Genomic DNA, 24,634 nt, shown 5'->3' on the forward strand with positions numbered 1-24,634 from the left:
TTGCCGAAACGATGAATCAGGCGCTCTCAGAACAGAACTGTGCACGGTTCGGTCGGTTGACAGCCGGGACTGGCCAGTACCTTCCTCACAGATCGGGCACATCGGCCGACTCGACGCCGCGCGCGGCGGTTGTTTCGAGAAAGGACCCTCTCCATGACCAGTTCTGCAGCAACCCCGGACACGATCGTGTTGATCCACGGACTCTGGATGACCCCACGTAGTTGGGAAGGCTGGGTGACGCATTACCAGGACCAGGGCTACAAAGTGCTGACGCCGGGATACCCCGGGTTCGAGATCGAGGTCGAGGCGCTTCGCGAAAACCCCGATGTCATCGCCAACCTCACCGTTCCCGAAACAGTGGATCACCTCGCCGCGGTGATCGAGTCGGTCGCCACACCACCGATACTCATCGGTCATTCGTTCGGTGGAACGCTCACCCAGCTACTGGTGGCCCGTGGTCTGGGATCCGCAGCGGTGGTGGTGGACTCCGCACCCACCGAAGGTGTCCGAGTCAATCCGCCATCGCAGATCAAGTCGCTGTTTCCCATCCTGAAGAACCCGGCCAACCGACACAAGGCGGTCGGTTTCACCCCGGAAGAGTTTCACTACGCTTTCACCAACACGCTGTCTGCCGAGGAGTCCGCGAAGGTGTACGACCGCTATCACATTGCCGCACCGGGTAATTGGGTGTGGGCGTACGGTTTGATCGCCAACTTCAAACCAGGACACCAGGAAACGTGGGTCGACTACAGCAACGACAACCGCGCGCCGCTGCTGTTCATCGCGGGCGGAGCCGACCACATCATGCCCGCGTCGGTGAACAAATCGAACGCAAAGCACTATCACAAGTCGTCGGCACTGACAGACTTCTACGAGTTCGAAGGTCGATCACATTGGACGTGTGCCGAGCCCGGATGGGAAGCGGTTGCCGACTATGCGCTCGAATGGGCCCTCAAGAATGCCGCTGCTCCCCCGGTGGCCACCACGTAGAGCCGCCGGCGGGCTAACGGTCGAGCGCACGTACCAACCGGACAAAGCGCTTGTTGTCGGCCAGATCTTCGACCAGGACCGGGTTTCCGTCACCATCGGCCAGCGGGATCGACCAGTTGGGATATTGGCTCTCGTCGGTACCCGGCTGATTCTGGATCCGGCGTTCGCCCACCGCGTCGACGAGTGCCACTCCGAGGAGTATGGACGGACTGCGCGCGATCAACGCGTGCAGTCCGTCCACCACGGCATCTGCGTCGGCGTCGTCGCTGATCAGTCCTCGATCACGGGCCATCTCGATGATGGCGTCCCGATCGCGGGCATCGAGCGCACGTTCGGTCGCCTCGTCCTGTTCGAGGAGTCCGAGTTCTGCGCGCAGGCGAATATGTTCTCCCGCCAGGTATCCCGCTGTCGGCGGCAGGTCATGGGTATTGACCGAGGTCAGACACAACCGGCGATATGACTCTGGCGGGATCGGCGCAAGGTCGCCGTGTTCGAACCACAGAATCGATGTCCCCAAAATGCCACGCGCGCTGAGGTAATCCTGCACAAACGGCTCGAACACCCCGAGGTCTTCACCGATGACCACCGCACCCGCGCGTTGCGCTTCGAGTACCAATATCCCGATCAGCGCCTCATGATCGAAACGCACATAGGTGCCTGCGGCCGGTGATGCACCTGCCGGGATCCACCAGAGCCGAAACAGCCCGAGGATGTGATCGATCCGTAAGCCTCCGGCGCGACGCAGCACAGTCCGGAGCATGTCCCGATACGGGAGGTAGCCTTGTTCGGCCAGACGCCAGGGATGCCAGGGAGGCTGATTCCACAGTTGCCCTTGCTGATTGAAGGCATCTGGTGGCGCGCCCACCGACACGCCGGTGGCCAGCGCATCGCCAAGGGTCCACGCGTCCGCACCGCCCTGCTGCACCCCGACCGCCAGATCGTGAATGATGCCGATCTCCATACCGGCATCGAGCGCAACCTGTTGTGCAGTTGCCAATTGCTCGTCGCAGATCCATTGCAACCAGCTGTAGAACGCAATTCGATCGGCGAACTTGAGCCGAAGATGCGCCACACCTTCGGGATCGCGCAGTGATTTTCGCCATTTCGGGCTGGCCGCACCGTATTTCTCGATCAGCGCACACCACGTCGCGAACTCGAGCAGACCCTGGCCTTCCTCGGCGAGATACTGCTCGAGTTGCCCACGGCGACGTGGGCTCAGAGGCACCCGGAAGACGGATTCGAGGACCCGTAATTTGGCCCGGTAGACGGAGTTGCGGCGGATCCGGTGGGGATCTGTGTTCAGCTTTGCGAATTTTGCGGCATAGGACCGCATCTCGTGGTGTGCGTCATCGGATAGTTGCGAGGCCTCCGGGATGTCCTCGACACGAATGTAGACGGGATTGACAAAGCGCCTGGTGGTCGGAAGATATGGAGACCTTTCCATCGGCGGCCTCGGCTCGGCGGCGTGCAATGGATTGACGAGGACGTAGTCGGCGCCGTGGACCGATCCGGCGATATGCGCGATGTCGGCGAGATCGGACAGGTCGCCGATCCCCCAGGATCGACGGGACCGCACCGAATACAGTTGCGCTGCAAGACCCCACCGTCGGTCATGTGAAAGCCTGTCTGCGGTTGTCAACCGCTGCGGAGTGACAGCGAGCGTGCACTGCGCGACCGGAAACTCGTCCGAGTCGTGTACGACGCCGACTGCAGCATGCAGCGTGTGCCAACCGGTGGGCAGCCCGGACGGGATGGCGAACGTGGCCTGGCCGACGAGCTGTCCGTCGATCTCTCTGGGGTCGACCCAGATGTTGAGTTGAGGGACGTCAACCCGGTCTCCGTCCTCGGTCTGTATCCACACCCGCACAGCCTCACCGTGTGGGACGTGGACCGCGATGGTGGCGTCGGAACCTGCGGTCACCACCATCGCCGGTGGCAATGTGCGTCGCCAGGGACCGAGCTCGAGATCGATCAGCGCCTGATCGATCTCGTCCACCGACCCTGCAGGGATGCCGAGCGCTCCGAGGATGTGTTGCAAGGTCTCGGTGGAGACGTCGCGGTGTGTCTTGTCCCAACCCTCATAGGACGTCGCGACGCCGCAGCGTTCGGCCAGATCTCTCAGTTGCTCGACGTAGCCCACGATCTTGATGCTGCCAGGTTCTGCCAGGCCGCGCTGATCAAGCAACCGGCGGTTGGTCGGGTGTTCGCAGATCTTTGCGCAACGGGTGGTCCGCAGGTACCTGCACCACGATGATGGTCGTGCCGTCGGGGTCGGCGATGTGCATCTCGATCAGGCCCCAGGGTTCGGACCGGGCTTCGCGCACGATCTGAACGCCGCGCCCCGCCAACTCGGCTTGGGTGGCGGCCAGATCACGCACCTGCAGCCACAGCACGGTCGTACTGGGTGCCGCGCCCTCCGAAAGATGGGCGGCGACCTCGATGAGGGTGCCGCCCGCGAAGAACACGGTGCCGCCCGGGTACTCCCGAGAGATCGCAAGTCCCAGCTGATCTCGATAAAACGCCAGCGTGGTGTCGGGGTCGGCCGGGCGCAGGATGATTCGGCCACTGAGAACGTCCATGTGTCTTGTCTACCGGACGAAACGAAACTCCCCGCGCAGGGACCACAATGGCGCGCGGAGCGAGATCCGGAACCGTCTTCGAATCCGCCTGACACGCGTCGGGACGGCATCGTCGGCGGGTGCGCGGGTAAGTGGTATTGATGGAGGTGGAGTGCATGCGATGCAGAGTCTCGTCCCTGCGCTCCGGTCGAAACCGGAAGGCACGAAAGTGCCGCTTGATGCATAGGAGTTCGACTGTGGGACAACCGATACCAGCCCCTGAACCGCCCCGGCCCGAGCCCGGACCCGGTACCGAACCTCCGACTCCGATCCCCGATCCGGAGCCACCGCTACCCACGCCCGATCCGGTCCCCAGTCCGCCCGGACCCGACCCCGCGACCCCGATGCCGGGACCGAAGGTCATCTAGAGCCGGGTCAACGTGTGAGACGGACCTGTGCTCACCCACGCAGTGACGGGTCGATGAGCGGTTGGAGTTTGTCGGCCCGCACTGGGAGGTCCCTGATGCGAACGCCCGTCGCATGGAAGACTGCGTTGACGATGGCAGCTGATGAACCCACATTTCCGATCTCGCCGATCCCCTTGCTGCCCATCGGATTGAGTTCGTCGTCCTCCTCGTCGATCCACACCGCCTCGATGTCGCGGACATCGGCGTGCGAAGGCACGTGATAATCGGCCATGTTCTCGTTCCCGAACCCGCCGTAAACGGTGTCGGGTATGCCCTCTTCCATCAATGCCATGCCCAGTCCGAAGGTCATCCCTCCGATCAGCTGGGAGCGGGCCAGTTGCGGGTTCAGGACCCGGCCGACAGCAAACACGCCGAGCATCTTCTCGACAGCGACCTCTCCGGTGTCGACGTCCACCGACACGCGCGCGAAGTGAGCGCCGAAAGCTTCCCTCGGCAGTGTCTTCCGAGCCTCGACGTCATCGCTGGTGTCCGCGACGACCTCCAGCGACTCACGCGGTACGCCAACCTGGTGCACGCGATATCGCAACTCACTACAGGCCTTGTGGACGGCAGAACCCCACGACGATGTTCCCGATGAACCCCCTGCGCCCGGTGCGGTCGGTAGTGCACTGTCGCCGAGGTGCAGACGAACCCGGGCATAGGGCACCTCGAGTGCGTCGGCCGCAATCTGCGTGAGCACGGTACGGGCACCGGTTCCGATATCCGAAGCGGCCACAGAAACGTCGAATGAGCCGTCCGGCCGAGCGCATGCGCGAGCGCTACTCGGCGAGGTGAGTGCGGGATAGGAAGCGAGGGCGACTCCGGTGCCGATGAGCTTTCGACCGATCTGAGTTGCCGCCGGTAGAGGGTTTCGTCCGGCCCACCCGAACCGCTCTGCCCCGACCCTCAGCGCACGTACGACATTGCGTGAGCTGAACGGAACCCCGGTTGCAGGGTCCGCCTCCGGTTCGTTCTCGATCCTCAACTCGATCGGGTCGACGCCGAGTTCGTAGGCGAGCTCGTCCATTGCGCATTCCAGCGCATGAATGCCGGGGCACTCCCCTGGTGCCCGCATCCATCGCGGGGTGGACACATCGAGCGCCGCCACCCGATGGCTCGTTCGACCGTGCTCGGACCCATAGATGTGCCGGGTTCCTTCGGCGGTCTGTTCGACGAACTCCATGATCCGGGAAGTCTGCTGAACGGTGTCGTGACACACCGCCGTGAGGCGACCGTCGGTATCAGAGGCCAACGCCACCCGGGAGAATGTCGGTGTCCGGTACCCAACGAACCTGAATGTTGCCGACCGCGGTAGCACAATACGAACGGGCCGCTGCACATGACGTGCGGACATCGCGGCCAGGACTGCGTTGGGCCTCGTGCTTCCCTTACCACCGAAGCCGCCGCCGACGTGCTCCGCGATCACCCGGACGTTCTCGGGGTCGATGTCGAACACCGTTGCCAGATCCGCCGCGACACCGGACGGCGCCTGCGTCGAATCCCAGACCGTCAGTCTCGTGGCATCGCCGGTCTGTTGCCACCACGCGATGCTGGCATGCGGTTCCATCGGGTTGTTGTGCATCGCAGGTGTTGAGTACCACCGGTCGACAACATGTTCCGCGGTGGTCAGCGCGGAATCCGGATCGCCGCGAACCGAATCGGCAGGAAAGCCGCCGTTGGCCCCGTCCGGCTCATAGAGATCCGGGTGGTCGGCGCGCAGGATGTTGTCGAACTCGGTGGCCTCCTCATAATCGATCGCCAACGCGTCGGCAGCAGCCTGCGCGGACTCGGCCGACGTAGCGATCACCGCGGCAACGATCTGACCGCGATAGTGGACGTCCGCGGACTGCAGGACGTGCAGTTCGGCATCGTCGATGCTGTGCAGTCGCGGTGCGTTCTGGTGCCACAGCACTGCGATGACTCCCGGGTGTCGCAGCGCCGTGTCCACATCGACGGAGAGCACCCGTCCGAGCCTGATCCGCGCACCGACGTGACAACAGTGTGCGACTGCGATGCCGTCCGGGCTCGGACGGTCAGCGGTGTACTGAGCGAGACCGCGCACCTTGTCGGCACCGTCGACCCGATCGTGTCCGACTCCCAGTGCCGTCATCGCGATACTTCCTCGGTAGGTGTCAGGTCGACAAGTACTTGCGCCGCCAGTGCTGTGAGCATCGGGACCTTGAACGCGTTGTCCGCCAAGGGTTCTGCTGCCCCGAGCTCGATCCCCATCGCGGTCACGTATTCAGAGCGGACTGCCGGCCTGCCGATCAGGGCGCGTTCGGCAGTGCGGGCACGCCATGGCTTGTGGGCGACGCCGCCGAAGGCGATCCGTGCCGTCACCACATGGCCGTCCGCCACCTCGAGGACGGCAGCCACGGAGACAAGCGCGAAGGCAAAGGAAGCACGGTCCCGAACCTTCCGGTACGTCGAATTGCGCGCCGCAGGCAACGGCGGTACCCGCACCGACACCACCAGCTCATCGCGACCCAGAGTGTTGTCCGATTCAGGATGTTCACCGGGTAACCGATAGAAGTCGTCGAAGGCGATCTCCCGCCGGCCTGCCGGACCGATCACGTCGAGCTGTGGGTCGAGTACCGCCATCGCGACCGCCATGTCGGATGGATGAGTTGCCACGCAATTCGGGGAGGCACCGAGTATGGCCATCTCGCGGTTGATACCCGAAAGGGCGGAACAGCCTGATCCCGGTTCGCGCTTGTTGCACGCTTTGCCCGTATCCATGAAGTAGGCACATCGTGTGCGCTGAAAGAGATTTCCCGCAGTGGTGGCCATGTTTCGGAGCTGTCCCGACGCGCCGTCGAGGAGGGCTCTGGACAGTACCGGATAGTGCTCGCGCACAATCGGATTCGCGGCCAGCTCACTGTTCCGCGACGTGGCGCCGATGTGGAGGTACCCCTCATCATCGAGTTCGATGGTGTCGAGGGGTAGCGCTGTCACGTCGATGAGAGTCGCGGGTGCGCTCACGCCCAACTTCATCAGATCGACCAGATTGGTACCACCGGCGATCAGTTGCGCATCAGGATCGGCGCCGAGTTGGTCCACGGCCGAATCCAAGCTCGAGGGAGCGACGTACTCGAAGGTCTTCACGACACTGCCCCCGGCTCGTGGACCTCACCGGCGACCCCGCGGACGGCGGCCAAAATATTTACATAAGCGCCGCAGCGACAGATGTTGCCACTCAATCGTTCTCGTATCTCGTCGTCCTCGAGCGCGAGGTCCTTGGCCGTGAGGTCTTCGGTGGCAGCACTCGGCCATCCGTTCTTGACCTCGTCCAGCATCCCCACAGCCGAACAGATCTGTCCCGGCGTGCAGTAACCGCATTGGAGCGCGTCACGATCGACGAAGGCCCGTTGCAGGTCTTCACCGGTGGACGTATGGGCGATGCCTTCGATCGTGGTGATCTGGCGGCCCTGTGCGGCGACGGCGAATACCAGGCAACTGACCACCCGCCGATCGTCGAGCAAGACGGTGCACGCACCGCACTGCCCGCGATCACAACCCTTTTTGGTGCCGGGTGCTCCGGCACGATCCCGCAAGGCATCGAGCAAGGTGGTCCGTGGGTCGCAATCGATGGGAACGTCGGTGCCGTTGATCGACAGGGTGATGCGAACGTCAGCCCCCTCGGCTCGAACGAAGTCTGGTGGGGGTTGATCATCCATGCGTTCGACGTACCCGCGGCGGACGCGGCGCAAACCAACACCGCATCGGCCCGATCAGCGATAGACGGTGAGGGCGCGAGGTTCGAGATTCATCACGATGTGGTCCACGGGATCCTCGACCTCACCGTCGTGTGCGACGAGGATAGGGCCCGACCGGGAACGGACTTCGATTCGATCAGACTGCACCGAACGCAGCACCCGGCTCCGCTCGACGGTGCCGAAGAGGGATGCGATTACGGCGATGGTGCGGCCGAAGCGCTTGTCGGCGCGGAGATACTGCAGGTCCAGAACCCCGTCGGCGAGATCGGAACGGGTCCCCGGGTTCAGGCCACGTGGCCAGTAGAGACCGTTGCCGACAAAGACGGCCCAGACCGGATGTTCTTCGCCGTTGATGTCGAGCCGGATCGGCTTTGTGCCCTTCAGGGCGCGGTACAGCGAGTAGGCCGCGGCCGGCCACTTGCCGATCTTGTGCTCCAGGCGTTCTCTGAGTCGAACCATGCCGGGGTAGCCGCCCAAACCGGCCGTGTTGAGGAAAAGCGTCCCGTTGACCCGCCCGACGTCGACTGTCCCGGCCGATCCGGTGGTCACGGCCGCGGCGGTTTCGGCGTAGGTTTCCAGGTCCAGTGTGCGAGCGAAGTGGTTGAGTGTCCCGGCCGGGAAGACTGCCAGGGGAAGATCGCGGTCGATCGCCAGCTGGGCAACCGTGGCAACGGTGCCATCTCCCCCGGCCACGGCCAGCGCCCGGGCATCGGACGGGACCTGTTCGGACAGTGGGGTCTCGGGATCCCACTGAACGATATGAGCCGATGGGAGAACCTCGAGGATGCGTTCCTTCGCGCCTTCGGAACTGCCGGCTTTGGAGTTGATCACAACGGTCAGACCTTCTCCGCCGGGTAGTGCCGGCGCCACACCCGGAGCGGTCCGGGCCGGGCCCGCCGGTGCCGCGGGCCACAGGTGGTGTCCGGCCAGAGCCACTCCGGCCCCGACTGCTGCGCCCGCGAGGACGTCGCTGCGGTAGTGGACACCGAGATGGACCCGCGAGTAGGCAACAGCCGTGGCCAGCGGCGCCAAGACGATCAGAGTGCGCGGGCGCTCCAGAGCCGCGCCCACGGCAAAGGCCGCCGCAGAAGCGCTGTGTCCACTCGGGAACGACGAGGTCCAGGGCATCTTGCGAAGTGCAGGCGGGAGCAGCGGATCAACCGGTGGGCGGCCGCGGCCGAACAGCGGCTTGAGCACCGCATTGGACAGCAGACTCGCTCCGGCTAGCGACCCGACCCCACGCAAACCCGCACGCCGATAACGTTTTCCGCTGCAGGCAAGGACGCCCGCAACGGCGAACCACAGTTTGCCGTGATTGGCCGACAACGTCAGATAACGCAAGGCCGGCTCGACCACGCCCGGTTCGTGCCCGACAGTAGATCTGCTGCTTTTTCTCACCTGTGCAGTCTAGGTAGAGCGGTCGGACCCGGGCGGCAACACTGCCCGATCAGCTGTGGATGATGCAGGTGGTAGTGCCGTGGGCAATCAGCTTCCCTGCTTCGTCGTAGATTTGGCCTTCTGCGGTGGCAGTGCGCCGCCCGGTGTGGATCACCTTGCCGTGCCCGATGATTCGGCGTCCATCGGTCGGCACCGAGCGAATGTAGTTGACCTTGAGTTCCAGGGTTCCGTAGCCGACACCAGGCGCCAGCGTGGTGTGCACGGCGCACGCCATCACCGAGTCGAGCAGGGTGGCACAAATGCCTCCGTGCAGTGACCCGATCGGATTGGTCATATCCGGCCGGGCCCGCAGACTGAACTGCACCACACCCTCTTCCAGGCTGTCGATCTCCATGCCCATCAGTTGCGAGATGTTCGGTGGTTGCTGCGGAAGCGAAGTCAGGAAGCGAAGGACCTCGAGGCCGTTCATCTCCTCGATGCGCGGCGCTGCTGCGTCGGGAGATACAGAACCTGAAGATGCAGTGTCTGACGGTGCGGCCTGGGCAGTCATGGGCGATCCCTCCTGGTAGATTATGGACCAGTCGATCCATACATTGCGATCCTAACACCGCAGTGGACCGATCGGTCTATCCACTATGGCGAGAGGGAACGAGGCGCCGTGACGGGCTATCCGATGCAGCAATTCGATGGCACGGCCGGGCCGCGAGAGCGCTTGGTCGGCACGGCGATAGATCTCGTTCGACGCCGAGGTGTTTTCGCAACGAGTGTCGCGGACCTACTCAAACGCAGCGGTTCTGCCCGAAACTCCATCTACCAGCACTTTCCCGACGGGAAATCGGAGCTCATCGCCGATGCCACCACTGCTGCCGGCGAGCAGATAACGGCGTTCATCGCCGACCTGACAGCCACCCGGACCCCGATCGATGCCATCGACGGTTTGATCAAGTGGTGGAAGAGGGAATTGGTCCGCTCGGAGTTCGCGCTGGGGTGTCCGGTGGTGGCTGCCGCCATGGCAGCGCCGGACGAACCCCTGGTTGCGGCCACTGCCAACGTCGCGTTCGACCGGTGGCGAGATCTCGTGGCGCAGGCAGCGGTGGCTGACGGTGTCATCGAGACCGCCGCCCAGGATTTCGGTCTCTTTGTGGTGAACGCGATCGAGGGTTCGATCGTGCAATGTCGCAGCCAAGGAGACGTCAGATCACTGGACGTGGCGGCCGAGCAGTTGAAGGCGCTCTACCTGTCGCTTCCAAAGGAAGATCAACCTTCGTCGGCCACATCGTCGTAACGCGGTACAACTGCGTACACGATGAGATCTTTGGGCGTGCCCTTGGCGCGAAAGCGTCTGCGCCGCTTGATGTATTTGCTGTCATCGGTGGCCGCCAACGTTGCTTCGGTCGCCAAGACCTCACCGGCTGAGGCGGCGTCGGCCACCCGGGCCGCGATATTGACGTCGACACCGAGGAAATCATCGCCGACGGCACGCGGCTCGCCCGTGTGTAGGCCCGCACGGAGCGCGGGCCGATAGCCGTCGAGCGTGATTGCGCTGACCGCGAGTCCGGCTTCGTGTGCGGCCTCGATGGCATCGGTTCCGTCACGGAACACCGCCATCAGGCCATCGCCCAGGTACTTCGTCACGGTCCCACCACGCCGGGTGATGATCTCCTCACTGGCGCGATTGACCTCGCCGAGTAGTGACAGGACGGCGTCGTCACCCGCGCCGAGAGCCCACGTGGAAAATCCCACCAGGTCGGTGAACAAGATCGTCACCGGGCCACCTGCGGGAGTGGAACTGCCGCGCCGTGCGACGAGTGCCTGCCACGATTCGACGGCAGCCAAACCGAGCTCGCGTAAGGCACTGGGTGCTTCACCCCTCGCCTGGGCGATCAGACCGGCGACCCGGTCAGAACTGCGCATCCGGTCCGATTTCACCTCGGCCCCGGCACCCGGGGTTCTGATCCGGACAGCACGCGCGACCCGCACCACGGTCGCGTTGCTGTCGGACCGGGCCAGGAACTCCCCCACCTGGCGGGCCCCGTCTCGCGTCTGCGCAAAACGACCGGCGATGTCAGGCCACCTTCACTTTCGAATCGCGTAGTTCACGCAGGGCGGTGCGTAGTCCTCGACGGCGTCCGGTTTCCGGATCTGGACCGAAGCTCGTGTGCATCCCCTCGCGGACGTTGAAGCGAAGTTCCGAAGCGGTCTCGGGGGCATCGTCGACGGTTGCCGAGAGCATCGCATTGGGAAGCGCCAACTTCGCGATGGTGCGGAAGGTCTGCAGATACTGATGTGCCAGTGATCCCGTGGTGTACGGCAGGTCGTATTTGTCGCACAGTTCGCGGACGCGGACACCGATTTCTTCGTAGCGGTTGCTGGGCAGATCCGGAAAGAGATGATGCTCGATCTGATGACTGAGATTGCCGGTCATGAACCGCATCAGCCGTCCGGCGCGAATATTGGCCGACCCCAACATCTGTCGCAGGTACCAGCGGGCCTGGTCTTCACTTTCGTATTCGGCTTTGGTGAACTTCTCGGCGCCGTCGGGAAAGTGCCCGCAGAAGATGACCGCGTACGTCCAGTAGTTCCGAATGAAGTTCGCCGTGAGATTCGCCGTGAGCGTGTGTTTCCAGTTGGGGCCGGACAACGCCGGGAAGATCACGTAATCCTTGGCGGCCTGCTTACCGACCTTGCGGCCGATGATCTTGAGGTCTTTGACGACGTCACGCATGCTTTTCTCACCCTTGCGGACCTTTTCGGCCTCGACATGGTGCAGCGCCACCCCGTACTCGAAGAAGGTTCCGAGAAGGAAGTTGTAGACCGGGTTCCCGAGATTCCACCACTCCCAACGTTGGTCACGGGTGACCCGCAGGATCCCGTAGCCCACGTCGTCGTCGAGGCCGACGATGTTGGTGTATTTGTGGTGGATGAAGTTGTGGGAGTGCTTCCACTGAACGCTCGGGCACGTGGTGTCCCATTCCCATGACGAGGAATGGATTTCGGGATCGTTCATCCAGTCCCATTGCCCGTGCATGACGTTGTGCCCGAGTTCCATGTTTTCGATGATCTTGGCAACGCCGAGCATCGCCGCACCGGCGATCCATGCCGGCCTCTTGTGGCTTGCGAACAGCACCGCACGACCACCGGCAGCCAGACCCCGTTGCAACGCAATGGTTCGGCGGATGTACCGGGCGTCCGACTCCCCACGGGATTCTTCGATGTCCCGGCGTATCGCGTCGAACTCCCTTCCGAGAGCCTCCACATCGGCCTCGGACAGGTGTGCGTATCGATCGATATCGGTGATCGCCATTGCAATTACCCCCTGTGTTACTTGTCGGTTCGCACGTGTGCCGGCTCAGAGATCCAGCGTGCATTCACCAGAGACGGTGCTGATACATGTCTGGATTCGGTCCCCTTCTCTACGTTCGTCCCCGGAACGCAGGTCGCGTACGTATCCGCCTTCCAGTGGGACCACGCACGATTGGCAGATCCCCATCCGGCAGCCGAACGGCATCTGGATACCGAGTTCTTCGCCGGCCTCCAGAAGCGTTGTCGCCCCATCGATCTGTGCTTCTTTGTTGGACTTCGTGAAGGTGACGGTGCCACCTTCACCACCCTTGTCGGTGCGTGCGATGGCGAAGCGCTCAATGTGTAACCGGTCTCGTAGCCCGCCACGTTCCCACACCTGTTCTGCGGCGTCGAGCATCTCCACCGGACCGCAGGCCCAACATTCACGTTCCTGCCAATCAGGGACGACGGACGACAGGTCGTTGAGATCGAGCTTGCCGTGTTCGCGGGTCAGACGCATTTCCAGCTCGTACCCCTCGGAGGTGTTCTCCAATCCGATGAGCTCGTCGTGGAAGATGACACTTTCGCGGTCCGGGGCGGAGTGGATGTGCACCACGTCGGGCATCTGCCCTCGGCCGTCGAGTGCCCGGAGCATTGCCATCACCGGTGTCACGCCGGACCCGGCAGTGAGGAAGAGAATTTTGTCGGGTACCGGATTCGGTAGCGAGAAGTCGCCTTTGGGTGCGGCGAGCCGGATGACGGTGCCCGGCACCGCGCCATCTACGAGGTGGCTGGAGAGAAAACCGTCCGGGTTGGCCTTCACCGTCACCGAGATGACTTTTCCATCGCCTGCAATGGATGTCAGCGAGTACGAGCGCCAGTGCCATCGGCCATCTATCTGAAGACCGATCCCCACATATTGTCCGGGACGGTAATTATGACGAAATCCCCAACCGGTCTTGATGTCGACGGTGGCGGTGTCGTCGGTTTCCTTGCGGACATCGACGATCTTTCCCCGCATTTCGCGTGCCGACCACAGCGGGTTGAGCAGATGCAGGTAGTCGTCCGGCAGTAGTGGCGTCGTTGCTCTGGCCACCAGACCACGGGCGACATTGACCTGCGGACGCGTGGTCTGAACCTGCGCGGCCGGACGCTTGCTCCATTTAACTATGCCCACTGCCCACACTCCCCTCGCTCAGGATGGAATCGATGGCGGTTTGTATCGCCGTCGCTGTGCGCGATTTCGAGTGTACATGTGTACACCGGGTGGGCGGAGCCGATCAGCGTCCGGCCGTGTCAGGAACTAGCTGGTCGTGGCGACATCCTTTTCGGACGAATCGGAGTCCGCCTTGTCGGCCTCGTCGCGGCGGTTGGCGTAGATACTCGACAACGCTGCTGCGCCGATGAACGCCACTCCGACCAGACCGGTGATGATCTCGTTGATGTGCCACTTGATCGAGAAGAACAGGATCGCAGCGAGTGCGCCGATTGCCCAATGGGCACCGTGCTCGAGGTACCGGTACTCGGACAAGGTGCCGGCACGGACCAGGTACACGGTGATGGAGCGGACGAACATTGCTCCGATGAACCCAAGGCCCAGAGCGATGATGATCGGGTCTGCGGTGATCGCGAACGCGCCGATGACGCCATCGAAGGAGAACGACGCGTCGAGGACCTCGAGGTAGAGGAAGAGGAAAAAGCCCGCTTTACCGGTCGCCTTCGCCAGGTCGGAGGGTCCACCCGACTTCTCGGCCTGTTCGTGTTCGGCTGTCAGTTCCTCGGTGTGGAACAACTGGCCGAGACCGTTGACGGCGATGTAGGTGATGATGCCGAGGACGCCCGCGACCATGACCGTCGAGCGCTGGTCGTCGGCGGCGAGGAACTCCGCGATCAGCACGAGGCTGCCGCCTGCGATGACAACGGCGAGCTGATCGAGCTTGCCGATGGTGGCCAGTGGCTTCTCGAGCCACGTCAGCCACTTGATCTCGTTGTCCTCGAGGATGAAATTGAGGAAGAGCATGAACAGGAACATGCCGCCGAACGCAGCGATCTGCGGATGTGCTGCGGTGAGAATCTCTTCATACGATTCCTGACCGGAGCCTTCTTCGGGCACATTCATGGCCAGGTCGAATGCTTCGACCGGATTCAGTCCGGCCGTGACCCACACGATGAGCAGCGGGAACAGCAGACGCATGCCGAAGACGGCGATGAGGATGCCGATGGTGAGGAAGATCTTCTGCCAGAACTCACTCATCTTCTCCAGCACGGTCGCATTGATGACCGCGTTGTCGAATGACAGTGATACCTCGAGGATGCCGAGGATCAAGCAGAGCGCGAGCGCGGTCCACCCCCCGTAGAGGAATGCAACGCCCAACGAGACGATCGTGATTAGGATCGAGATCCCGAATGTGCGGATGACCACCCGTGCTCCTTAATTGTTGCTCTTACGTATCAACAGCACTATCGCGGAGCCCCGGAAGGTTCCGCGATAGTGCTGAATCATACGACTTCAGTTATTCGACTTCGATGGTCGAACTAGACATTGACGCCGTAGTCGCGGGCGATGCCTGCGAGTCCGGAGGCGTAGCCCTGGCCGATGGCGCGGAACTTCCACTCTGCACCGTTGCGGTACAGCTCTCCGAACACCATGGCGGTTTCGGTGGACGCATCCTCGGACAGGTCGTAGCGGGCGAGTTCGGTGCCGTTGGAGCGGTCGGTCACGCGGATGTATGCGTTACGGATCTGTCCGAACGACTGCGCGCGCGAATCAGCGTCGTAGATCGAGACGGGGAAGACCACCGATTCGATGTTCGGCGGCACAGCCGCCAGATCGACGTTGATGACCTCATCGTCGCCTTCACCCTCACCGGTGGTGTTGTCGCCGGTGTGCTCGATCGAGCCGTCCGGCGACCGCAGGTTGTTGAAGAAGATGAAGTGCTGATCGGAGACGACCTTCTTGTCAGCTCCGGTAGCGATGGCGCTGGCATCAAGGTCGAAGTCTGTGCCGGTGGTGGAACGGATGTCCCAGCCGAGTCCGACCGCCACTGCGGTCAGGTTCGGAGCCTCTTTGGTCAAAGAGACGTTGCCACCCTTGCTCAAGCTGACGCCCATGTCAGTACCTTCCTGAGGTTGATTCATACGTTGAGTAGGCCGATTCCGCGCCAAACGCTGGCATGGAGCCGAGCCTTGTCGTCAACCGTACGTGAATATGGACATCGTTGGCGCCGTCCACTCCGATACCTCCACATTTTTGCGCGATCTATGCACGGTTCGAATGACAGGTGCCGCATTACCGGTGATCGCCGACCGCCACGGGCGGCGATTGTCGCCGCTCCCAGTAGGATGCGCGTGTGGCCGGGCGCTGGTTTCGACGAGATAGCCGTGACGTCGGTGGCGGGTCCACCGACGTCCTCACCCGTGCCCGCAATGACATGGTCACCGGCTTCCTGGAACTCGATCAGCGGCTGTCCATATTGGCCGATGGCGTCGACGCCGCTGCTGCGCTGGGTCTGTCGCCTGACCTGATTCGATCGTTCGCCCCGATCCGGGATCAGTGCTACGAGACCATCAATCAATATCTGGCGCTCAGTGATCCCGATGCGACGGCTTCACTTGCCGACTACCAGAAGACGTCGGAGCAGATCACGAAGTCCATACAGCGCCTGGACCGGTTCTATGAGCAGAACTCGACACAGATCGAACACGCCCGGACGGCATACGGCGCGATTCCCGACGAGGCCGCCCGGGTTCGCCAAGAATCCGACCGTATGGCGGAGAAGCTCAGCGATCTCACGGCCAATCAATTGGGTTACGCTTCTGTCAAAAGCGCTGTGGCCCAGTATGATCACGCTCTGCACCGGCTCGAGTCCGCGCAACTCCAGGTGTCCCAGGGTGGTGATCGTGCCGAATTGCAGGCCAGTACCGCCGCGATGAGCGCTGCGATCGAGAAGTTGCAGCAGGCGATTGCGGAAGCCCCGAGCAAGGACGGCCAGGCGCGTGCCGCGCTGGCATCGGTGCGGACGCGCCTGGCTGCAGTCCGCAATCGCAGCTCGCGCATGCCGGAGGCCTACTCGGCGCTTCTCCGCGAGTTCAGTGCGGCGTGTTCGGCAGACCTCATCGGGTACGACCAGCGGAGCGCCGTGGACCTGGAGCGCGCAGAGGCCGAAATCGACACCGCAGCAAGTGAAATAGCGTCCGATCCGGAGGCGTCGTTGGCCGCGATCACGCGTGCCCGAGCGGTACTCGCGGAGGCGGAGGAGCTGGTGGATGGGGTCACCGACCGATTGAATGAACTTCGGGTGGTCCGGGCGGACCCACCGGCGGCCGCAGGTAGAGTTCGGTTCCAGATACGTGATGCACAACTGCTTGCAGTGAACCTGGGATTGGTCAAGCAATGGGGTTCGGTACTCGACGCGCAAGTGCTGCGCGTGGATCGTGCGGTTGCCGCATTGACCGGGCGGCACCCCGACTACTGGGGATATCTGGTCGACCTGCGAGCCATCTCTGACTTCGTCACCGGAGTCGTGAACAAAATGAAGGATGAGGCACGGCGCTGATGATCGAAGAGTCCATTCCCGGCGGCGACGTGGGCCGCAGCGGGCAAGTGGATGAACAAAAACCGAACACTGGACAAACGGCGTATGGCGCCAACCGAATCCAACATTTCGCCGCCTTGGACGATGTCGAACGCGAACGTTTGTTCCACCGGTTCCCGGAGACGATCGAGGCCGACGCCGGGCCAGAGTTGCTCAGTGTCGCGATCGGCGCGACCCTCTACATTCCGGCGATTCGCGATCGCCTGGCCGAGTTGATTCTCCGGCAAGGTCGCAATGGGTCCACATCGATGGTCATCGACCTCGAGGATGCGGTCGCCGATCACAGGGTTCACGCCGCAATGACAAACCTGGTTGCTGCACTCGATGATCTGGCCGACCACTCGGCGACTGTGCCGTTGCTGTTTGTCCGGGTCCGCAATGCCGAACAGATCGACGAACTTCTCGGACGCCTGGGTCGTGGAATCGAGGCGCTCGCCGGATTTGTCCTACCGAAGTTCACTGCGGTGACCGGTGAGGACTACCTGAACCGGATCGACGGCGCTATCGCCGGTGCGGGCCGGATGCTCTATGCGATGCCGATTATCGAGTCGACGGCGGTGTTGCATCTGGAAACCAGGATGTCTGCGCTGAGCAATATTCGGGACCTGCTCGCCAAGCACCGGGACAAGGTCCTCGCCGTTCGGATCGGCGGAACCGATATGTGTGGCGCCCTCGGAATCCGACGCGATCCCGATCTCACCATTTACGACGTGCAACCGGTGGCCGAGGTCATCGGAGCAATCGTCAATGTTCTCGGACGAGCGGACGGCTCCGGGTACACCATCACCGGGCCGGTGTGGGAGTACTACAACACCCATGAGCGAATGTTCCGGCCCTTGTTGCGGCACACGCCCTTCGAACAGATCGATGCCGTGAGGTTCCGCACGCATCTGGTCAGCCGCGACCTCGACGGACTACTTCGGGAGTTGGTACTCGACCATGCGAACGGACTTCAGGGCAAGACCGTCATCCATCCCTCTCACGTCAACGTGGTGCATGCGATGAGTGCGGTGTCGCACGAGGAGTATGTCGATGCCGTGGCCGTCCTCGGTGTCGACGACTCCGGCGGCGTGGAACCCTCGATCTATCGGAACAAGATGAACGAACGTCGCCCTCACCGCGCCTGGGCAGAAAAGACACTCGTCCGCGCACAGGCGTTCGGGGTTCTGCAGCCGGAAATCGGTGTTGTGGACCTGCTCGCGTCGGTGGTGGAGCCGTGAGCGATACCGACAGCCGCCAGGTCACCACGCCGCCCGTGCCGTACGCGACATCGGAGTTCGGTCTGCGGGCCGAACACGTCAGCGGACATCGCGGCCGGCGGGTTGACGATCTGGTGCAACCCGGACTGCGCCGCAATCCCAAACGTGCCCACCTCTGGGTGTCGACGGTGTTGGGCAAACACATCCCGGTGGCTCCGGCGGTGATCTTTGCCGCCGCCGGAGAACTCGGCGACCTGGCCACCTCGGCGTTGCGCGAACGCGACATGAACGACGCGCTCGTCTTCGGATTTGCCGAAACGGCAACCGGTTTGGGACACGCGGTCGCTCAGCGGATGGGCGCGGGGCACTACCTCCAGTCGACGCGGCGTCACGAATCGCAGGTACCGGTGATCGCGCGATTCGAAGAAGGCCATTCACACGCGACCGACCACCTGGTGGTCCCGACCGATCCGCAGAGCCTGCACACCGACCTTCCGGTGGTACTCGTCGACGACGAGATATCCACCGGGGCCACGGCACTCGACGCCATCCGGTCGATGCAGGAGATCCATCATCGGGCGTTGTACATCGTGGCTTCGCTGGTCGACATGCGAACCGACCGCGATGTGGCCCGGTGTCGGGAACGGGCCGGTGAGATGGGCATCGACATCGACTTCATCAGCCTCGCGCAGGGTGTCACAGACATTCCCGAGGACCTACCCGCGCAGGTTGTCGCGCTCGCACCCGGACCGCTGCACCAATCCGGGAACCCGGGACGGTTCGAGCGGTTGGAAGTGTCCTGGCCGCCGCACATCCCCGATGGCGGCCGCTACGGATTCGACCACAGCGATTGGGCCGAATTCGATCAGGCGGTGACCGTGATCGTCGCCCAGGTGGCAGCCGTTTTGGATCCGGCGCGTCCGGTGATCGTGATCGGACATGAGGAGTTCATGTATCTGCCTCAGCGGATCGCCGGTGAGCTGTCGTCGGTTGTCGAGGCACCCGTCCTGAGTCAGACCACGACCCGGTCCCCCGCTCACGTCATCGATCACCGCGGGTACCCATTGCGTCGCGGCTATCGCTTTGACTCACCCGAGCCCGACGTGGCCGCGGATCGCTTCCTGTACAACGCAACCCGAGAACATCCGGGTTCCCAACTCGTCGTGGTGCTCGATGCCCCCGCGGACACCGCAGCACTGACCGCACCGAACGGCCTGGTCGAAACGCTGCGGGCCGGCGGCGACGATGTCCTCGCCGTGATCGTTCCCGGCACCGACCACCGGGCTCTGCGGGCGAAGCGGGGGCAACAGTGAGCGTGCAGCCAGAGGCCGGCTTCGGTGTCCCACTGGTCGGTCCGGACTTCGGTAGCTATGCCCCCGACGAGGTGCGGTGGCTCCTCAAGGATCTGTCGCAGGTGGCTCTCGAAGCCGACGTCGCCTCCCGCGAACAACGGATACAGGCCGGACTCGCCCACTACGCGGAGACGCTGCCGGTCGAGTTCCAGCCCGACGCCGCCTACCAGGAACTCTTTCACCGGGTCCTCGAAGAAAGTGCCCATCGCCTGGCGGTTGCGGTGGGAGCGGTGACCGATCTGGTGCTGGCCGAGCGCGGCACCGACGTGGTGCTGGCCTCGCTCGCCCGCGCAGGCACGCCCGTCGGTGTCCTGATGCGCCGATGGGCTCGCCATCACCACGGTGTGGACCTGCCGCACTATGCGGTATCGATAGTCCGGGATCGTGGGATCGACGCAAACGCGATGAGATACCTGGCAGCACACCATGATCCACAGAAAGTGGTGTTCGTCGATGGTTGGACCGGCAAAGGTGCGATCACCCGCGAACTCGCGGCCGCGCTGGACGAACTCGCGCAGGCAGGCGGTCCCCGATTCAATCCGGACCTGGCGGTCCTCGCCGATCCCGGCGCATGTGTTCGCACATACGGCACGCGCGACGACTTCCTCATCGCATCGGCCTGCCTCAATTCGACTGTGTCTGGTCTTGTTTCGCGGACTGTCCTGAACAGCGAGCTCATCGGCCCGCATGATTTCCACGGCGCGAAGTTCTACTCGGAACTGATCGATCAGGACGTCTCGGGCGTCTTGCTGGATGCTGTAAGTGCTCAATTCGATTCCGCCACAGCCGAGGCGGCCTCACGGTACGCGGAAATCGTGTCGTCGGATCGGTCCCCGACCTGGTCGGGCTGGCGCTCCGTCGAGGCCATTCGTGAGCAGTATGGGATCTCGTCGGTGAACTTCGTGAAACCCGGTGTCGGTGAAACCACTCGGGTTCTGCTCCGTCGGGTGCCGTGGCGTGTTCTGGTCCAAAACGCCGAAGATCCGGCGCACGAGCACATCCGGGCACTTGCCGACGCGCGATCGGTGCCCGTGGAGGTGGTCCCGGAGTTGGCATACAGCGCTGTGGGCCTGGTGAAAGAGGTCTTGTGAGCGGTCGTACCCGGGTATCACCCACCTCACCGGCGTTGGTGGCGTTGGACATGGACCGGACGCTGATCTATTCGGAGAATGCGATCACACAGGGCGCCCCGGATGCCTCGCGTGCGGCGGCGATGTTGGCTTCGGCGCGTTGTGTGGAGCTCTACCAGGGCAGACCGCAGTCGTACATGTCGCAGACCTCGATCGGGTTACTCCTCGAACTCGACCGGATCGCACAGGTGGTGCCGACGACAACCCGGACCATCGAACAATTCCGGCGGATTGAATTGCCCATGGGCACAACCGCGTTCGCGATCACGAGTAACGGTGGAAACATTCTGGTCAACGGCCGGCCGGATGAAGATTGGTCCGCGCACGTCGCCGGGTTGCTCGGCCGGCTCGGTGCCGGGGTCGACGACGTCTATCGGCGACTGAACGACGATGCCCAGGACACCCCGTGGCTACGCACGCTGCGAATTGCCGATGGGCTCTTCTGCTACGCGGTCGTCGAACTCGAGCTGCTGCCACCGGATGTGGTGCCGGCGTGGGCGAGTTGGGCCGCGGAGGTCGGCTGGAATGTCTCGCGGCAGGGCCGAAAGGTGTACGTCATGCCCAATCCGGTCACCAAACACATCGCCGTAGAAGAGGTTCGCAGACGGATGTCGGTGTGGCCTCATCTGAGCCTGGCGGCCGGTGACGGCGTGTTGGATCAACCGATACTGGTCGGGGCCGACGCCGCGATCCGGCCTCGGCACGGTGAGCTGGAAGAACTCGGGTGGCAACACCCGAACGTCGCGATCACCGCAGAACGAGGCCTGGCTGCTTCGGAGGAGATGCTGAACTGGCTGTTGGGACGGGCAGGCACAATGGTGGGAGCCGTTAAACCGGACATGCCGTCCAGCGCGCCGACAGGTGTGGACGGAGCCATCAATTCAATACCCAACGAAGGGCACAGGTGATGACAACAACACTGGTCAAGGGGCAGAACGGTCCGCTCAACGCGTCGACGGTGGAGATCACCGTCGATCTTGCGGCGGCAGGTGACCTCTCGGCGTTGCTCGTCACCGACAGCGGCAAGGTCCGCACGGACGCCGATTTTGTGTTCTTCAACCAGCCCTCGGGTCCAGGCGTCACGCTGCAGACCGGTTCCGGCATCGGCACCCTGTCGATCGCTCTGGGCGCGATCCCCGCCGATATCGCCCAGGTCCGCGCGGTGATCACGCTCGAGAACGGAACCTTTGGGGCGATCGCTCCCCCGGTCGCGCGTGTCCTGTCCGGCGGACAACCGCTGTACGAGTACCGCATCGAGGGTCTGGCCAGCGAGTCGATCGTGATCGCGCTCGAGGTTTACCGTCGCGGTGGTGACTGGAAGGTTCGCGCCGTCGGCCAGGGCTATGCCGGCGGTTTCGCGGCGCTGGTCACCGATCATGGGGTTTCGGTGGACGATGCACCCGCCCCGGCTCCTTCTGCCCCGACCCCTTCTGCCCCGACCCCTTCTGCGCCGCCACCTCCCGCCCCGACCCCTCCGGCAGCAGCCGCACCAGCGCCCAGCTATTCACGCCCACAGGCTGCGGCACCCAGCTACCCGTCGCAGCCCGCCGCACCGGCAGCGGCGGCATACACACCCCCTCAGCAGCAACCGCCGGCACCGGCCGGCCGACCCGAAGTCAGCCTGCGGAAGGGCCATCCGGTCAGTTTGACCAAGGGCCAACGGGTTTCGCTGAACAAAGACGGCGGAGTCGCGCTCACCAACATTCAGATGGGTCTCGGTTGGGATCCCGTTGTGGTGAAGAAACGGTTCGGTAACCGCAGCGCAGACATCGACCTGGACGCGTCGGTCGTCATGTTCGCCGACACGCAGGCTGCTGACGTTGTCTATTACGGCCAGCTGACGTCGAAAGATGGTTCGATCCGCCACCTCGGTGACAACCTCACCGGAGCAGGCGAAGGTGATGACGAAGTGGTCACCGTTGATTTGACCCGCGTCCCGATGCATGTCAACGCGCTCATCTTCATCGTCACGTCCTACCAGGGTCAGACCTTCGAACAGGTGGACAACGCCTTCTGCCGCCTGGTCGATCAGACCACCAACTCCGAGCTGGCCCGATACACCCTTGCCGGCGGAATGCCTTTCACCGGCGTGGTCATGGCCAAGGTGTTCCGCGAAGGCGGGGTCTGGAAGCTTCAGGCGATCGGCGAGGGAATCACCGCCCGGCATGCCGGCGAGGCCCTGCCGCAGCTGCAGCGATTCTTGTCGAACGATTTCATGAAATAGACCCCGATGTGTGCGGGTCCGAGAGGAACTTTCGTCAGATGAATGAGCTGGTCGCCGGTCAGAACGCTCCGGCCGGTGAACATGCGCTGAGGTTTTCGGTCGCGGCGACGGGGTTCGAGGTCGACGTCGTCGGCCTCGTCGTCGACGACCGTCTCCATGTGCTCGGCTCCGATGACGTCGTCTTCTACAACCAGCCGGCGACCGGCGGTGTCAGGCTGATCGACGGCCGGTTGTCGATTGATCTCGACGCCGTGCGTCCGGGTGCCCGAGTGCTGTGCGCGGTGGGCTTGGATGACATGCCTGCCGAGCTCGCGATGACCGGGCTACGCGCGGAACTGACCGGCCGTGCGCAGTCGCCGGGCTTTGCGCTCACGTTGCGCCCGACACTCGGCGAAACCGCGATGTTGTGTTTCGAGCTGTATCAGCGGGCCGGTCAGTGGAAAGTGCGTGCGCTCGGTCAGGGCTACGACGGTGGTCTGGCCCAACTGATGTCGAGCCACGGCGTCGACGTCGACGTCGACGTCGACGTCGACGATGCCGACTCCACGGCCGATGCCACTTCGGTGCCGGAAATCCCTGCCGCCCAGCCTGACTCGACAGCCGCGTCGGACGACCTTGCGCCGGACATGGTGCGGCTCGGGTCCGACCATGGCGCCGCCATCGCCCGCGCCAACGTCATCTTCGAAGACGCTGCTCGCTCGGCGGCGGGTTTTGTTCAGTCCGAAGGGTTTGCGATCGAACGTCTCGATCGGGAACTCGCCGATGCGTTGGCCGATTCGTCGCAGCGCAACTCCCCCGCGACTGCCCGTCTACGGGACGCCGCGCAGAAACGATGCGATGAGTTGGTTGCGGCCGCGCAGGAGCGGTTCGATTCCGATTCCCGGGTTCTGATGGCTGAACTCGCCGCCATCGACCCCCAGTTGCCGCCTGCGATGGCGTCGTGGCAGTCATCTGCGTGGTCACGGACGGACGGGCATACGGGCGGTGGGTTGCGGCTGGGCGAACTCACTGCGCCAGAGCGAGGTGAACTCCAACTCCCGTTCTGTATTCCGACACCGATCCCGCGGCCCCTCTGGGTGCTCGAGAACGGTCAATCTGTGGTGTCGGTGGTGACGTCACTGACTCTGCGGCTGGTGACCGCCGCAAGAATGCTCACCTCGGCGTCCCATGACGGCGTCACCATCGACGTTCTCGACCTCACCGGGAAGCTCGCGGCGCTGACCGAGTTGCTCGCACCGGTGATGTTGGCGCCGCCGATCACCACGCCGGACGCGGTGGCCCCGCGCCTGGACGTGCTCGAGTCGGCCATCGATCTGAACATGATGGCCCTGCAGGCCGGGACCGATGTGGGCAGCGGTCACAACGAGTTCGGCGTTCGGGTGGTGATCATCGCGGATCTGCCGTTCGGCTGGGAACCGGCGGATCTGGCCCGACTCCTGCGCATCGTCGATCGGGGAACCCGTCTGGGTTGGGCGTTCGTTTTCGCCGGGTCACTCGACGAACACGACGGCGATCCACTGGTGGCCGCGATTGCCGACACCACCCTGGTGCTCCCGGTGACCGACGACGCGCGTGCGCACGACCCGTGGGTCGGCCTGGAGTGGACGCTCGAGGCCGAAGCGCTCGATCCGCAATCGGAGGTCGCCCACCAGATCGTCGCGGGTCTTCGCAGCCGTCAGTCGCGGTCGAACACCGGACCCCCGGGCTGACCGGACGAACCCGG

Annotated in this window: 21 protein-coding genes; 9 read left to right on the forward strand and 12 right to left on the reverse strand. The window is 63.5% G+C overall.

What is annotated here, in order from left to right:
- The first annotated feature begins 153 nt into the window (after positions 1–153).
- Positions 154–990, forward strand: coding sequence for an alpha/beta fold hydrolase (locus tag AC56PL_RS16380; protein WP_495516416.1), 837 nt, complete (start codon positions 154–156; stop codon positions 988–990).
- A 13-nt stretch (positions 991–1,003) separates the two neighbouring features.
- Here the strand turns inward: AC56PL_RS16380 and malQ are convergent, their stop codons facing one another.
- The 7 genes from malQ to AC56PL_RS16415 all read right to left on the reverse strand — a co-directional run bounded on the left by malQ (position 1,004) and on the right by AC56PL_RS16415 (position 9,598).
- On the reverse strand, positions 1,004–3,130 hold the full coding sequence (gene malQ, locus AC56PL_RS16385) for a 4-alpha-glucanotransferase (RefSeq protein WP_497154833.1): 2,127 nt from the start codon (positions 3,128–3,130) through the stop codon (positions 1,004–1,006).
- 37 nt (positions 3,131–3,167) lie between these two features.
- A complete protein-coding gene (locus tag AC56PL_RS16390; RefSeq protein WP_497154522.1) occupies positions 3,168–3,569 on the reverse strand; it encodes a VOC family protein in 402 nt (133 codons plus the stop codon).
- Positions 3,570–4,007: 438 nt separating this feature from the next.
- Positions 4,008–6,125, reverse strand: a complete 2,118-nt coding sequence (locus AC56PL_RS16395; RefSeq protein WP_495516418.1) for a molybdopterin cofactor-binding domain-containing protein — start codon at positions 6,123–6,125, stop codon at positions 4,008–4,010.
- Positions 6,122–7,120, reverse strand: a complete 999-nt coding sequence (locus AC56PL_RS16400; protein WP_495516419.1) for an FAD binding domain-containing protein — start codon at positions 7,118–7,120, stop codon at positions 6,122–6,124. Before AC56PL_RS16400 ends, AC56PL_RS16395 begins: the two co-directional genes overlap by 4 nt.
- On the reverse strand, positions 7,117–7,692 hold the full coding sequence (locus AC56PL_RS16405; protein WP_495516420.1) for a 2Fe-2S iron-sulfur cluster-binding protein: 576 nt from the start codon (positions 7,690–7,692) through the stop codon (positions 7,117–7,119). The genes AC56PL_RS16400 and AC56PL_RS16405 overlap by 4 nt, the downstream gene beginning before the upstream one ends.
- A 54-nt stretch (positions 7,693–7,746) precedes the next feature.
- The gene (locus tag AC56PL_RS16410) at positions 7,747–9,129 is read right to left on the reverse strand and encodes a phosphatase PAP2 family protein (RefSeq protein WP_495516421.1); all 1,383 of its coding nucleotides are present in this window, start codon (positions 9,127–9,129) and stop codon (positions 7,747–7,749) included.
- 49 nt (positions 9,130–9,178) lie between these two features.
- Positions 9,179–9,598, reverse strand: coding sequence for a hotdog fold thioesterase (locus AC56PL_RS16415; protein ID WP_495516899.1), 420 nt, complete (start codon positions 9,596–9,598; stop codon positions 9,179–9,181).
- Between the two features lie 189 nt (positions 9,599–9,787).
- On the opposite strand from AC56PL_RS16415, the gene AC56PL_RS16420 reads away from it, so the two are divergent.
- Positions 9,788–10,414, forward strand: a complete 627-nt coding sequence (locus AC56PL_RS16420) for an LmrA/YxaF family transcription factor (RefSeq protein WP_495516422.1) — start codon at positions 9,788–9,790, stop codon at positions 10,412–10,414.
- Here AC56PL_RS16420 and AC56PL_RS16425 read toward each other — a convergent pair.
- The 5 genes from AC56PL_RS16425 to AC56PL_RS16445 all read right to left on the reverse strand — a co-directional run bounded on the left by AC56PL_RS16425 (position 10,387) and on the right by AC56PL_RS16445 (position 15,522).
- A complete protein-coding gene (locus tag AC56PL_RS16425) occupies positions 10,387–11,151 on the reverse strand; it encodes an adenylate/guanylate cyclase domain-containing protein (protein WP_495516423.1) in 765 nt (254 codons plus the stop codon). The two genes, AC56PL_RS16420 and AC56PL_RS16425, sit on opposite strands and share 28 nt — an antisense overlap.
- A 43-nt stretch (positions 11,152–11,194) precedes the next feature.
- A complete protein-coding gene (locus AC56PL_RS16430; protein WP_495516424.1) occupies positions 11,195–12,433 on the reverse strand; it encodes a fatty acid desaturase in 1,239 nt (412 codons plus the stop codon).
- Between the two features lie 45 nt (positions 12,434–12,478).
- Positions 12,479–13,588, reverse strand: a complete 1,110-nt coding sequence (locus AC56PL_RS16435; protein WP_497154523.1) for a ferredoxin reductase — start codon at positions 13,586–13,588, stop codon at positions 12,479–12,481.
- A 126-nt stretch (positions 13,589–13,714) separates the two neighbouring features.
- Complete coding sequence (locus tag AC56PL_RS16440) at positions 13,715–14,833, reverse strand: DUF475 domain-containing protein (RefSeq protein ID WP_495516426.1); 1,119 nt, start codon at positions 14,831–14,833, stop codon at positions 13,715–13,717.
- A gap of 113 nt (positions 14,834–14,946) precedes the next feature.
- Positions 14,947–15,522: a TerD family protein gene (locus AC56PL_RS16445; protein WP_495516427.1), complete on the reverse strand. Its 576-nt coding sequence runs from the start codon at positions 15,520–15,522 to the stop codon at positions 14,947–14,949.
- Between the two features lie 239 nt (positions 15,523–15,761).
- Between AC56PL_RS16445 and AC56PL_RS16450 the strand changes: the two genes are divergently transcribed.
- Genes AC56PL_RS16450 through AC56PL_RS16480 form a run of 7 tightly spaced genes read left to right on the forward strand, consistent with a single transcriptional unit; the run spans position 15,762 to position 24,620 of the window.
- Positions 15,762–16,967, forward strand: coding sequence for a hypothetical protein (locus AC56PL_RS16450; protein WP_497154524.1), 1,206 nt, complete (start codon positions 15,762–15,764; stop codon positions 16,965–16,967).
- Positions 16,967–18,226 (forward strand): HpcH/HpaI aldolase/citrate lyase family protein, encoded by a 1,260-nt coding sequence (locus AC56PL_RS16455; RefSeq protein WP_497154525.1) that lies wholly within the window; start codon positions 16,967–16,969, stop codon positions 18,224–18,226. The genes AC56PL_RS16450 and AC56PL_RS16455 overlap by 1 nt, the downstream gene beginning before the upstream one ends.
- Positions 18,223–19,518, forward strand: a complete 1,296-nt coding sequence (locus tag AC56PL_RS16460; RefSeq protein WP_497154526.1) for a phosphoribosyltransferase family protein — start codon at positions 18,223–18,225, stop codon at positions 19,516–19,518. Before AC56PL_RS16455 ends, AC56PL_RS16460 begins: the two co-directional genes overlap by 4 nt.
- Complete coding sequence (locus tag AC56PL_RS16465) at positions 19,515–20,648, forward strand: cysteine protease StiP family protein (protein ID WP_497154527.1); 1,134 nt, start codon at positions 19,515–19,517, stop codon at positions 20,646–20,648. The genes AC56PL_RS16460 and AC56PL_RS16465 overlap by 4 nt, the downstream gene beginning before the upstream one ends.
- Entirely contained in the window at positions 20,645–21,595 is a 951-nt protein-coding gene (locus tag AC56PL_RS16470; RefSeq protein ID WP_497154528.1) for an HAD family hydrolase, read from the forward strand. The genes AC56PL_RS16465 and AC56PL_RS16470 overlap by 4 nt, the downstream gene beginning before the upstream one ends.
- On the forward strand, positions 21,595–22,911 hold the full coding sequence (locus AC56PL_RS16475) for a TerD family protein (protein ID WP_497154529.1): 1,317 nt from the start codon (positions 21,595–21,597) through the stop codon (positions 22,909–22,911). Before AC56PL_RS16470 ends, AC56PL_RS16475 begins: the two co-directional genes overlap by 1 nt.
- A 38-nt stretch (positions 22,912–22,949) precedes the next feature.
- On the forward strand, positions 22,950–24,620 hold the full coding sequence (locus AC56PL_RS16480; protein WP_497154530.1) for a TerD family protein: 1,671 nt from the start codon (positions 22,950–22,952) through the stop codon (positions 24,618–24,620).
- The last annotated feature ends 14 nt before the right edge of the window (positions 24,621–24,634 follow it).

Source organism: Williamsia sp. Y721, from assembly GCF_059683565.1.

Bases quoted from the DNA above. Each gene is read 5' to 3' on its own strand.
- AC56PL_RS16380 (WP_495516416.1), top strand. From the start codon at position 154: ATGACCAGTTCTGCAGCAACCCCGGACACGATCGTGTTGATCCACGGA.
- AC56PL_RS16415 (WP_495516899.1), bottom strand. From the start codon at position 9,598: ATGAACGGCCTCGAGGTCCTTCGCTTCCTGACTTCGCTTCCGCAGCAA.
- AC56PL_RS16430 (WP_495516424.1), bottom strand. From the start codon at position 12,433: ATGGCGATCACCGATATCGATCGATACGCACACCTGTCCGAGGCCGAT.
- AC56PL_RS16390 (WP_497154522.1), bottom strand. From the start codon at position 3,569: ATGGACGTTCTCAGTGGCCGAATCATCCTGCGCCCGGCCGACCCCGAC.
- AC56PL_RS16455 (WP_497154525.1), top strand. From the start codon at position 16,967: ATGATCGAAGAGTCCATTCCCGGCGGCGACGTGGGCCGCAGCGGGCAA.
- AC56PL_RS16445 (WP_495516427.1), bottom strand. From the start codon at position 15,522: ATGGGCGTCAGCTTGAGCAAGGGTGGCAACGTCTCTTTGACCAAAGAG.
- AC56PL_RS16405 (WP_495516420.1), bottom strand. From the start codon at position 7,692: ATGGATGATCAACCCCCACCAGACTTCGTTCGAGCCGAGGGGGCTGAC.
- AC56PL_RS16480 (WP_497154530.1), top strand. From the start codon at position 22,950: ATGAATGAGCTGGTCGCCGGTCAGAACGCTCCGGCCGGTGAACATGCG.
- AC56PL_RS16475 (WP_497154529.1), top strand. From the start codon at position 21,595: ATGACAACAACACTGGTCAAGGGGCAGAACGGTCCGCTCAACGCGTCG.
- AC56PL_RS16395 (WP_495516418.1), bottom strand. From the start codon at position 6,125: ATGACGGCACTGGGAGTCGGACACGATCGGGTCGACGGTGCCGACAAG.